Annotated in this window: 9 protein-coding genes; all 9 read right to left on the bottom strand. The window is 68.4% G+C overall.

What is annotated here, in order from left to right; translation table 11 throughout:
* Nucleotides 1-17 precede the first annotated feature (17 nt).
* Complete coding sequence (locus tag FBY40_RS14575) at nucleotides 18-977, bottom strand: ABC transporter permease (protein ID WP_124293980.1); 960 nt, start codon at nucleotides 975-977, stop codon at nucleotides 18-20.
* Nucleotides 974-2,029, bottom strand: a complete 1,056-nt coding sequence (locus FBY40_RS14580; protein WP_141939493.1) for an ABC transporter permease — start codon at nucleotides 2,027-2,029, stop codon at nucleotides 974-976. Before FBY40_RS14580 ends, FBY40_RS14575 begins: the two co-directional genes overlap by 4 nt.
* Nucleotides 2,026-3,873 carry an ABC transporter ATP-binding protein gene (locus FBY40_RS14585; protein WP_141939494.1) on the bottom strand — a complete coding sequence of 616 codons (1,848 nt, stop codon included), beginning with the start codon at nucleotides 3,871-3,873 and terminating at the stop codon, nucleotides 2,026-2,028. The genes FBY40_RS14580 and FBY40_RS14585 overlap by 4 nt, the downstream gene beginning before the upstream one ends.
* 49 nt (nucleotides 3,874-3,922) lie before the next feature.
* The gene (locus tag FBY40_RS14590; protein WP_160141411.1) at nucleotides 3,923-5,713 is read right to left on the bottom strand and encodes an ABC transporter substrate-binding protein; all 1,791 of its coding nucleotides are present in this window, start codon (nucleotides 5,711-5,713) and stop codon (nucleotides 3,923-3,925) included.
* 195 nt (nucleotides 5,714-5,908) lie between these two features.
* A complete protein-coding gene (locus tag FBY40_RS14595; RefSeq protein ID WP_141939496.1) occupies nucleotides 5,909-7,543 on the bottom strand; it encodes a DUF885 family protein in 1,635 nt (544 codons plus the stop codon).
* The gene (locus tag FBY40_RS14600; RefSeq protein ID WP_141939497.1) at nucleotides 7,540-8,577 is read right to left on the bottom strand and encodes an LLM class flavin-dependent oxidoreductase; all 1,038 of its coding nucleotides are present in this window, start codon (nucleotides 8,575-8,577) and stop codon (nucleotides 7,540-7,542) included. Before FBY40_RS14600 ends, FBY40_RS14595 begins: the two co-directional genes overlap by 4 nt.
* Nucleotides 8,578-8,579: 2 nt before the next feature.
* The gene (locus FBY40_RS14605) at nucleotides 8,580-9,761 is read right to left on the bottom strand and encodes a pyridoxal phosphate-dependent aminotransferase (protein WP_141939498.1); all 1,182 of its coding nucleotides are present in this window, start codon (nucleotides 9,759-9,761) and stop codon (nucleotides 8,580-8,582) included.
* Between the two features lie 188 nt (nucleotides 9,762-9,949).
* Entirely contained in the window at nucleotides 9,950-10,567 is a 618-nt protein-coding gene (locus FBY40_RS14610; protein ID WP_160141412.1) for an Lrp/AsnC family transcriptional regulator, read from the bottom strand.
* A 134-nt stretch (nucleotides 10,568-10,701) separates the two neighbouring features.
* Nucleotides 10,702-11,946 (bottom strand): M24 family metallopeptidase, encoded by a 1,245-nt coding sequence (locus FBY40_RS14615; protein ID WP_160141413.1) that lies wholly within the window; start codon nucleotides 11,944-11,946, stop codon nucleotides 10,702-10,704.
* Between the last annotated feature and the right edge of the window lie 5 nt (nucleotides 11,947-11,951).

The raw sequence follows: 11,951 nt of genomic DNA on the forward strand, positions 1-11,951 counted from the left end.
ATGACCTTTCTTCGATCTCACTTCACGCGGACGCGCGAATCGAGCAGCGCGTACACGATGTCGACCAGGATCGACGAGATCACCACAAACAGCGAGGCCAGCAGCATCGTTCCGATGATGACCGGCTGGTCACCGCGGGTGACCGACTGGATCGCCAGACGACCGATGCCGTTGATCCCGAAGATCTGCTCGGTCACGACGAGGCCGCCCATGAGCACCGCGATGTCCAGGCTCACCTGGGTGACCACAGGGGTCAGCGCGCTGCGCATACCGTGCCGGTAGACCACGGCGCCCTCGCTCAGGCCCTTGGCGCGGGCGGTGCGGATGTAGTCCTCGCCGAGCACCCCCGCCAGCTGGCTGCGCGTGAGGCGGGCGTAGGTCGCCGCCGAGACGAAGCCCACCGTGATCCACGGGAGGATCAGGTGCCGCGCCCACTCCCAGGGGTTCTCGGTGAGGGGAACGTACCCCGCAGCGGGGAAGAGCGGCAGCCCCAGCACGGTGAGCTGGAAGAAGAAGACGTACAGCAGAAGCAGACCGACGACGAAGGTGGGGACGCTCAGGCCGCTGAGGACGAACACGGTGCTCACCCGGTCGCGGAACGATCCGGGACGCCGGGCGGCGCCGATGCCGATGCTGATGCCGATCAGCAGCGCCATCGCAAGTCCGCCGATCGCGATGGAGGCGGTCTCGGGAAGGCGCGCGACGATCGAGTCGAGGACCGGCTGCTGGTTGAAGAACGAATACCCGAGGTCGCCTCTGAGCAGTCCGCCCATGTAGATCGCGTAGCGCTCGAGGATCGGTAGATCCAGTCCCAGGCGCTCGCGCACCTGGTCGACCTGGGCGTTCGTCGCCTGCACGCCCGCGATGGTGCGTGCCGGGTCGTTGGGCGCGACATAGAACAGGAGGAACATGATCGCGCTGATCGCGAACAGGGTGAGGATGCCGGAGACCACCCGGCGGCTGAGGAACCGGATCATGCGTGCGCGGCCTTCCGTGCGGCGCGCTTGGCGGCGCGGCGGCGGGCGAGACCTCGGCGTCCGGCGAAGAGCGTCTGCCGCGGGTCCAGCGCGTCGCGGATCGAGTCGCCGAGGAGGTTGAAGGCGAGGGTCACCGACAGCAGCGCCGCCGAGGGGAAGATGACCAGCCATGGAGCGATCGTGTAGAGCGATCCCTGGGAGGCGATCGAGAGCATGTTCCCCCAGGTCGCCGTCGGAGGCAGGACGCCGAGGCCGAGGAACGACAGGGTCGCCTCGAAGACGATCGCCTGCGGGATCAGGAGGGTGCCGTAGACGAGGATCGGCACGAGCAGGTTCGGCAGGACGTCCACGCGCATGATGCGCCAGTTCGACGCGCCGAGCGAACGGGCGGCTTCGACGAACTCGCGTTCGCGCAGCGACAGCACCTGTCCGCGCACCACTCGGGCGATCGGCGCCCAGGAGAACAGCACGATCACCACGACGGTCGTCGTCAGCGACGGTCCGACGAGCGCAACGAGGGAGATGGCGAAGAGCAGCTGCGGAAGGCTGAGGGTCGTGTCCATCAGCCACGTCAGGACGGTGTCGACCCAGCCGCGGAGGAACCCGGCGATGAGTCCGACCAGCGTGCCGATCCCCAGCGCCCCGATGGTCGCCGCGAAGGCGACGATGAGGCTGACCTGGGCGCCGTAGACGAGGCGGACCAGCACGTCGCGACCAAGGTTGTCGGTGCCGAGGAGGAACTGCGGCCCCGGGGGGACGGGAGCCCCGAACTCCGAGAGTCCTTCCTGCCGGAATTGCTCGTTCGGACCGTGGCCCACCCACGCGGCGACCAGCGGCGCCGCGAAGGCCGCGACGATGACGAGGAGGATGACGACGGCTGAGATCATCGCCGTGCGGTCGCGCCGCAGGCGGCTCCAGACCAGCTGAAGGGGGCTGCGCGCGACGACCGCGGTCTGGCGGGTCTGGCCCGGGACCGCCTGCGCCTCGATGGCCTCGGCCTCTTCCTCACGTTCTGCTTCGACGCGCGCATCTGTGGGTCCGGGCCCGCTCATCGCTCTCCACCTTTCGCGAACATCCCGCCGCCGTCCAGAGCGGCATCCACATGCGGTGCGGCCTCGAGAAGCGCACGGGTGTAGGCCTCCTTCGGTGAACGGTAGATCTCGTCCACCGTCCCCTTCTCGACCACGACACCGCGATACATGACGGCCACCACATCGGCGATGTGCTCCACGACGGCGAGGTCATGGGCGATGAAGACGTAGGTGAGTCCGAGCTCGTCCTGCAGCGAGCTCAGGAGGTTCAGGATCTGCGCCTGGATCGAGACGTCCAGCGCTGAGACGGGCTCGTCGCAGACGATCAGCTTCGGATTGAGCGCGAGCGCCCGGGCGATGCCGATGCGCTGACGCTGTCCGCCCGAGAATTCGGCCGGGAAGCGGTTGTAGTGCTCGGGGTTCAGGCCGACCAACTCCATCAGCTCCTGCACGCGAGGGCGCAGTCCCCTGCCGTCGGTCTGATCGTGGATGACGAGCGGGTCGGCGATGATCGATCCGACCCGTCGCTGCTGGTTCAGAGATCCGTACGGGTCCTGGAAGACCATCTGCACTTCCCGACGAAGCGCGCGCCGCTCGGCGCGTCGCATCGTGGAGATGTCCTGACCTTCGAACTCGACGCGGCCGCTGGTGAGCGGGATGAGCCCGGTCAGCGCGCGGGCGAGGGTCGATTTGCCGCTTCCGGACTCTCCGACGATGCCGAGGGTCCCACCGCGCGGGATGTCGAGGCTGACACCGTCGACGGCGACGACCGTGTCGGACTTCAGGCCCAGGACACCCTTCCGAGCACCGGGGAAGGTGATCCGGACGTCCTCGATCCTGGCGAGGATCTCCCGGTCGGCACTCGCGGCGGCGTGGACCTCTTCGATGACGGGGAGGACCACGGGGCCGGCGTTCTCGACCGGCAGGACGCAGGCCGATCCGTGCCCCGGCGCGATCCGCTTCTCCTCGGGGAATCTCGGGAGGCACTCGGCGTGCGCGAACGCGCACCGCGAGGCGAAGGGACAGCCGGGCTCATCGATCAACAGGCTCGGCGGGTTGCCGGGGATGGCCTGGAGCACCGTGCGCTGCGAGCCGACCCGGGGGACGGAGCCGAGCAGACCCCGCGTATAAGGGTGGTGGGGCTGGGCGAGGACATCGGTGCGCGAGCCGCGCTCGACGATCCGCCCGCCGTACATCGTGATGACGCGGTCGGCGATGCCGGCGACCACCCCGAGGTCGTGGGTGATCATCAGGATGGCCGTGCCGTGCTCGCGCTGGAGACGGTTCATCAGCTCGAGCAGCTGAGCCTGCACCGTGACATCCAGCGCCGTGGTCGGCTCGTCCGCGATCAGCAGCGACGGGCGCAGCGCGAGGGCGAGACCGATCATGACGCGCTGGCGCATGCCGCCCGAGAACTGGTGCGGGTAGTCGTCCACGCGTTTGTCGGGATTCGGGATCCCGACCTCGTCGAGGACGTCGATCACCCGCGAGCGCAGCGCCTTCGGCGAGGTGCGCTCATGAACCCGGATCGCCTCGGCGATCTGGGCACCCACTCGGAACTGCGGATGCAGCGACGACAGCGGGTCCTGGAAGACCATGCCGATCTCGCGCCCTCGGATCGAGCGCAGGTCGGCGTCACCCATCGTCAGCAGGTCGCGTCCCTCGAACAGCGCGCGTCCGGAGACGATCGCGCCGCTGGAGAGTCCGACCATCGCCTGGGTACTGACGGACTTGCCCGAACCGGACTCTCCGACCACACCGAGGGTCTCCCCCCGGTCGAGATCGAAGGAGATGCCACGCACCGCGTGTAGTCGACCGTCTCCCGTGTCGAACGACACATCAAGATCCTCGACGCTCAGCAACACGTGGCACCTCCTTCTCTCTCATTTCGTGATTCTCAGGGCTCCTCGACGATCACTCGTTGAGGAACACCTTCGTCATGTCGCCGTTGTTGGTCCACGCGTTCCACTCGAACCCGCCGACCCGCTCCGAGTGGAAGACGGGAGTGCGAGCGAAGGCGATCGGCACCCAGGCCGCATCCTCGGTCGCGACCGCGTCGGCCTCGATCCACAGCTCGTTCGCCTCTTCGGGGCTCTCGGCTGCGAGGGCCTCGTCGACGAGGGCGTTGAACTCCTCGTTGTTCCAGCCGCCGAAGTTCGGCGAGCCGTCGACGTAGCCGCGGCCGTCGAGCATGGGAACGAGGTAGGGGCGCCCACCGAAGTAGTCCGCACTCCACGCCGCGATGGCGATGTCCCACTCGCCGGCCTCGGTGATGTCCTGGTTGAGCAGGAACTCGCCGTAGAAGGCGTTCTGGGTGGTGACCTTCATCTCGACCTGGAAGCCTGCGGCCTCGAGGTCCTGCTGCATCGCCGTGGCGAGCGAGGCGTAGGGCTCGGTCTCGCGGTAGAGCAGCTTGACGGGAAGACCGTCGGCGTAACCGGCTTCCTCCAGCAGCTCCTGCGCACGCTCGGTGTCACCCTCGGCGGGCACGTCGAGAACGTTGGCCTGCTCGGTGCCCAGAACCTCGGGCGGAAGGATCTGCGTGGCGACCTCGGCGAGGCCCGGGCCACCCAGGATCTGCTGCGACGCGGCGCGGTCGATGGCGAAGTTCAGCGCCTGACGCACCGTGGTGTCGCCGTACGCGCCGTCAGCGTTCGGGCTGAGGGTGTTGATCACCACGTAGGGACGGATCGCGCCGTCGCTGCCGATGACCAGACGCTCGTCGTTCGCACCGATCAGCGCCGGGACCGAGGCGGTCGGGGTGACCGTGTCGGCCCACTGCATGTCGACGGTGCCGGCTTCCAGCTGCTGCTGCACGGCGGCGGCGTCCTGACCCATCGAGATCTCGATCGCGTCGACGTTGGCGTCGCGGATCGGGTCGAGCTCGGCGTTCCACACCGGGTTGCGCTCGAGGGTGAAGCTCTCCTCGGGGACGTACTCGGCGATGCGGTACGGGCCGGTGGAGATGATGTTCTGGCGCAGCTCCGGGGAGTCGGGCAGGTACTCCAGGTACTCGACCGGCTGCGGCGCGAGGAAGACGCCGAGGGCCATGATGTCGATGAAGTCGGCGGCCGGCTGCGTGATGGTGAACTCGACCGTGCGCTCGTCGACGGCGCGCACGCCCTCGACGTCGTTGCCCTCGATGTACTCGCGGATCGCCTCGACGGTCGGCTCCACCTCGGCGAACCCGTCGCAGTACGCGTCGAGGCCGACGATGGTGTCGGTGAAATAGCCGAGGGCGTTGGACGGCGACACCGGGTTGCAGATGCGCTTCGCGGCGAGCACGACGTCTTCGGCGACGATCTCGCGCGCACCGTCCGGTGCGTCGAACTCGACACCCTCCTGGAGTTCGACGGTGTAGACGGTGCCGTCCTCGGAGATGCCGCCGTTCTCGACGGTCGGGATCTCCAGGGCCAGGTCGGGCACGATCTCGGTGTTGCCGGTGTCGTTGCCGGCGGGGACGTGCGCGAAGAGCGTCCGGGTGAGGGTGCGGTGGATCTGATAGTCCGGCGCGGAGTAGGCCGCCGCGGGATCCAGGTAGAGCACGTCGGAGTTCCCCGCGAGGCGGAGGGTGCCTCCCGTTGCGGCGTCGTCGCCGCCGGATGCGTCAGTCTCGCCTCCCCCGGGGTTGGAGCACGCGCTCAGAACGAGCGCGGGCAACGCGAGGGCTGCGGCGATGACCGCCAGCCGTGATCTTTTGTGCATGGTGTTTCCTCTCATGCGTTTCGTCGGCTTTCCCTCCGCACGGGCGCCGAAGGGGGTTGTGAACACCGTGCCGCGACTGTGTTTCGATGCACGGCCACATGTGTTTCAGTTTTGCAAACAATCACTCTTCATTGCGTGAAGTTTGGCTTTGACAAGCCTAATGCCAAATCCACCTTACATTCGATACCAATTCGATCACGCCCGCGCGGGGGTCGCCTCGATCGCGTCGAGGTCGCTGCGATCTCCGAGGATCTCCCAGCGCTGCAGCGAGAAGGGCACGTTGCCGTTCTGCCAGACCCGGTCGTGAAGGCGCTGCAGCGAGAAGCTCTCACCCTCGGCGACCATCGCGTCGGTGACGAGGCGCAGCAGCTGCTGCTTGCCCACGTGGTACGACATCGCGAGCCCGGGGGTCGCCAGATACATGGCGCACTCCTCGCGCGCGGTCTCGACGTCCATGGGAACGAGGCGGACGAAGAAGTCGATCGCCTCGTCGAGGGAGAAGACCCCGGTGGCGAGGTTCACATCGACCACGACACGCAGACTGCGAAGGCGGTTGAAGTTGTGGACGACCTCCTGCGAATGAGGGGCGTCGTCGAACAGCCCGGCGAGCAGCATCAGCTCCTCGTTGTAGAAGGCGATGCCCTCGTTCGCCACGGAATCGACGTAGCGACGGCGTACCGGATCCGGGTTCGCCCATGACAGCGCGAGCTGCTTGTAGTGGGCCCCCTCGTGGATGATCCCCAGACGCGGGTCGCGGGCGTTGGCGGCGTAGAAGTAGGGCAGGTCCGGTCGAGGCGGCGGCATGTACGACACGCCGTCCTGGTCGAGCCGGTCCTGGTCGGTGAGGTCGTCGGTGACGCCGAGGAATCGAATCGGCTCGAGGTAGGCCGGCATCGGCGCCACGTGATATCGCTGCAGGCCGTCGGGCTGCGAGAGCAGACCCTCGCGCTCCGAGAAGGCGCGCACCTCGGCTTCCTGAGCGACCTGGCGCTGCACCTGATCGTCGATGGTCGCGGCGATCGGATCGGGCGCAAGGTCTCGGAAGCGGTTGCGGGTGACGGTCTCGGCGAGCACCGCGCGACGGTAGTCCTGCAGAGCGGCGCGGACCAGCTCTTCGGGCTCCTCGGCGATGAAGGCGATGTTGCGCAGGAACCAGACGAACTTCTCGCGCCCCACCGGCACCGACGGGGCGAAGCCCGAGGCCTCGGCGTCCAGCCAGTCGCCGAACATCTCCAGCGCGCCCCCGGCGGCCGGCGCGAGCAAGCGCAGCTCGCGGAGCATGTCGTCGGCGACGACACCGTCGAGGGCCTCGACCGAGGCGCGGAAGCGCTCGCGCATGCCGCGGAGCTCGAGGGCGGCCACGCGCGCCAGGTCGGCCACTCCGGCGCGCCGGAGGTTCTCCTCGGCGAGTGAGACCCGCTCGGGGATCGACCGGGCGACCTCGATGAGCCCCGCCTGGACCTCGGCGGAGAAGGGAGGCCTGGGAAGGAGAAGGTCGAACCAAGGTCCCAGGATCTGACCGACCAGGAAGACCGCATCGCGTTCCCAGTTGCGGAGCACGTCGGTGTCCCACTCCATCCTGTTCAGCACCGAGCGGAGGAGCCGGAGATCGACCTGCCCGGCGACGTCGTCGTCGGCGATCCGAAGGTCGTCCAACCGCCCGCGGAACGCCGACACCGCGTGACACCGTTCCTCGATGGAGGCGGGCGTGAAGTCGGGCAGCCACCGGGGGTCGCGCCGCAGGCGTGGGATGTCGTCGGCTGAGCGGAAGGCCGCGCGGCGCGCCCACTCCTCGATGTCGTTCGAGAGCGCGATCAGGGCATCGTTCATGGGGTGCTCCTCAGGGCGGGAAGGACGCGGCGACCGAGCAGCTCGATCGCGGCGACGGGATCGGGACCGAGCGGTGGTCCGAAGGAGAGATGGTCGACCCCGCGCGCCATCAGCTCCCGGCACCGCTGGATGACCGTGTCGGGATCTCCGGAGATGCCGAGAGACAGCATCTGCGGAGTGATGGTGTCGATCGCCGCCTCCTCGTCACCCTCGCGCAGCGCGTCCGACGCCGGGGCGAAGTCCTCCGTGCGAAGGCCCGCGCGTTCCAAGAGGTAGGGCGAGAACGCCCCGCCGTAATAGGCGAGCTTGCGGGCGAGGGCGCGATCTGCCGATCGACGGTCCTCGTCGATCGAGAGCCAGATGCAGGCGGGCATGTCGACCTCGGCCATCGTGCGGCCGGCGCGCTGTGCGCCGTCAGCGACCAGGGCCGACGCGGTCGTGAAGTGCTCCGGAGGGAACAGCAGCGCCAGGACGCCGTCGGCCTCTTCGCCCGCCAGCCCCAGCATCCGGGGGCTCATCGCCCCGATGTAGATGGGGACCGACGTCGACGCGAGGCGCAGGTAGGCGTCCCGGGTCCACCCCTCCCCCGCTCCGGCGACGTCCATCGGCCGCTGGCCGGACAGGAGCGCGCGCACGGCCCGGAGGGCTTCGCGGGTGGCGGTGAGGGGCTTCGGCTGGTCGATCCCGATCCACGACAGGAATTCGCCCGAGCCCGCTGCGAGGCCGAGCAGGAATCGTCCGCCGGAGATCTCCTGCAGGGTCGCTGCCGTCATCGCCAGCTCAGCGGGATGGACGGAGTACGGATTCATGATGCCGATGCCGAGGTGGATCCGTGTCGTGCGCGTGAACAGCGCTCCCAGCAGCACGGGGGCCGAACGCAGCATCAGATCGTGGGAGACCCACAGCTGGTCGATCCCCGCCTCCTCCGCGGCGAGCGCCATGGCGCTCAGCGCCTCGAGGTCGAGGTCGTTGTTGACGCGCAGGCTGAAGCGAAGAGGCTTCTCGGGCGCTCTGACGGCCGGCGCTTCGGACATCGTCAGGCTCCTCGGACCGAGAGACCGGAGCCGGTCGGCAGCGCGAGACGTGCGTCCCGCCACGCGAGGAAGCGGCCGAGCCCCTCCCGGATGGTTTCGTCGGCGGCCGCGAGCGACACCCGGAGATGGTGCGGGGTCTGCCGACCGAACGCCGTGCCCGGAGCGAACGAGACACCGTGAGCGACGAGCTCGAGCGCCGCGCTGCGCGCATCGGTGTCGTCGGGGAGCGGGAGCATCAGATAGAAGGCACCGTGCGGCCGCACGATCTCGATGCCCGCACCGGCGAGGATCCCGGCCGCCAGATCGCGACGCCGGCGGTAGGCGTCGCGCATCTCGCCGACGATCTCCTGCGGACCGGTGATCGCCGCGAGCGCGGCAGCCTGGGTCACGCTGGACACGCACGAGGACTGCAGCTCGAGGATGCGCACGACGGTGTCGGCGAGCCAGCTCGGCACGAGCGCGTAACCCACGCGCCATCCGGTCATGGCGTAGGTCTTGGAGAAGCTGAAGACGGACACGACGTTCTCTTCGGCCAGGGCCGCAGCCGCGCTGTGCCCCCCGTCGAAGACCATCTCGTCGTAGACCTCGTCGCTGATGACGAGGATGTCGCGGGAGACGGCGAACTCCACGATCGCCGCCACGGTCTCGGCCGGCATGACCGCGCCGGTGGGGTTGCTGGGCGAGTTGATCACGATCACCCGCGTCCGGGGCGTCACGAGCGCGCGGATCTCGGCGAGGTCCGGCTGGAAGGCGTCTTCGGGGCGCAGACCGTAGCGCACGGGAACGGCGCCGAGCAGCGTCGCCTGCATCTCGTAGTTCGGCCAGGCGGGGTCGGGGATGAGGACCTCATCCCCCGCCGCGACCACCGCCGCCATCACGGCGTCGACGGCCTGGACGGCGCCGTGGGAGATGAGAACGCGTTCGATCGGTGCCCGGAGGCCGTAATCACCCGCCAGACGCTCGGAGATCGCCTCACGCAGCACGGGGATGCCGGCGGTCTGGACGTAGGAGGTCTTCTTCCGCGCCGCCTCGAAGGCGGCATCGATGACGTGCGCCGGTGTCGGGAAGTCCGGTTCACCGATCTCCAGACGGATCATCGGCGATGACGAACCCAGTGCCAGGTCCACGATCTCGCGGATGCCCGAGTGCGGCAGGTGCGACGCCGGAACGGCGGTGCGTGGCATCTCAGGTCCTTTCTGACGGGGGTGGCGCGGCGCACGGCGTTGTGCCCCTGCGAAATCATTCGTAAACACTGTGGCGCTTTGGAACTTCCTATCGCCAAGAATTCTACGTGAAACTCCGAACAAATGAATGACATTCCGGGCGCGCGGTAGCGCGAGGCTGTCGACGGTGGAGCCGGGGTCGGAAAACGTCAGGCGGCGTCGTCGCCGGAGTGGTCCTCGACGTCGTCCGCGGCGTCGTCGACAGAGCCCTCGAGCAGTTCGCGCACGGCGCGTTCGCGGATGACTTCGCCGAGACTCAGGAAGGTCTCGATGCGCTGGAGGCCGCGAATCGGCCAGATCCGATCCAGCAGCAGTGCCTGCAGGTGGGCGTGGTCGCGGATTCGGAACCGAGCGATCATGTCGAAGCTGCCGGTGACGACGACCAGCTCGGTGAGCTCGGAGATCGACCGGAGCTCGGTCAGGATCTCACCGAGATCGGCGTCGGTCGCGAGCGTCATCGGGATGTAGACCAGCCCCGGGTAGCCGAGCGCCGACCAGTCCACGACGGTCGTGTATCCCCTGATGACCTGCTGCCGCTCCAGACGCGCGATGCGCTCGCCGACCGCCGGAGGCGACATCCCCACCGCACGGGCCAGCTGGCGCTGGGACACCCGGGGGTCGTCGCTGAGCAGGAAGAGGATCCTCCGGTCGATCTCGTCGAGTTCGACGACCGGGTGCGGCTTCTCGACCTCGCGCGTCATGTTCGACATGGGCGAGCGCTTCGCGCGGACCTCCGGCGGTTCCTCCGGCGAGGATGATCGGGCCATGCCGTTCCTTGTCTGGTCGTGATGATGGTCTTCGTCGATCACTGTCGGATCGAGCATACGGTCGGCGTCCGCCGGGGTGACAGCGGCACGCGAGGGGCTGCGGGGGTGCCACAAGAGGGAAGCACCCCCGCAGGTCAGTTGACGACGGGCGCGTTGGGGTGGTCGTTGATCGACGCGCAGCCGTCGTCGGAGAGCAGGAACACGTCCTCGACGCGGACCCCCACCCGGCCCGGCCAGAAGACCGATGGCTCGATGGTGAAGAGCATTCCCGCTTCCAGAGGCGTCTCATCCTCTTCCGAGATGTACGGCAGCTCATGGACATCGAGTCCGATGCAGTGGCCGGTGCGGTGACGGAACCACTCTCCGTATCCGGCGTCCTCGATGACCGCGCGGGTCGCGCGGTGGACATCGCCGCCTGTCGCCCCGACGACCGCGGCTCGGCGCCCGGCCTCCTGTGCGGCGATGACGATGTCATACACCTCGAGGTACTCCTCGTTCGGATCGCCGATGTGCACCGTGCGCCCGAAGTCGGAGCAGTAGCCCCGGGTGATGGCACCGAAGTCGAAGCTGACGCCCGAACCCGGGCCGAGCGTGTTCGTCGACACCCGCACCGAGGCATCGCGACCCAGCGCCGGCCCCATCGCCCAGACGCCTGTGTCGAACGAGGCACCGGGAGACCCCAGGCGCCGCATCTGCAGATCCACCTCGGCGGCGAGATCGAGCTCGGTCACCCCCGACACGACCAGAGGAGCCACCGCCTGCATCACGTGGTCCACAATGGCGGCCGATCGCCGCATGAGGGCGATCTCCTGGTCATCCTTGATCCGTCGGATCTCGTTGATGAGACCATCGGCGACGACGAACTCGGCCTCCGGCCGGTGGTTGCGCAGCTCGACGGCGGTCTCGGCCCAGGTGCGACCGGCTAGCGCGATCCGCTCCGAGCTCACGCCCTCGTGAGCGCAGTGCTCATCGGTCGGGCGCCCGCCGATCGCCACCGCACCCGTACGCGCGCGGTAGCTGTCGAAGGCGCGGCGGAAAACCTCGCGGCCGTCATCGCTTTCGGTGGCGGTGACCACTTCGCCCGAGACACCCTCGGGGAGGTCGAACTCCTGGAAGTGGCGCGTCAGGACGAACAGCGGCTCTTCGCCGGGGCTGACGAAGGCCCCCGAGATCCAGTGGTTGGTGTAGCCGATGTTCCCGAACGACGGTGCGCGTCGCGGAACCCCGGTGAAGTACTCCAGGTCGGACTGCGACGCGGGGAGGAACAGCACATCGACGCCGGTGGCGTCCATCTTCTCCCAGAGCCGGCGTTGCCGCGCAGCGTGGTCGAAGGGGGTCGAGAGGGTGTCAGTGCCCGACGCGGGATCAGTGGTGAGCATGGGAA

It is taken from the genome of Microbacterium sp. SLBN-154 (genome assembly GCF_006715565.1).
Taxonomy (GTDB): Bacteria; Actinomycetota; Actinomycetes; order Actinomycetales; family Microbacteriaceae; genus Microbacterium.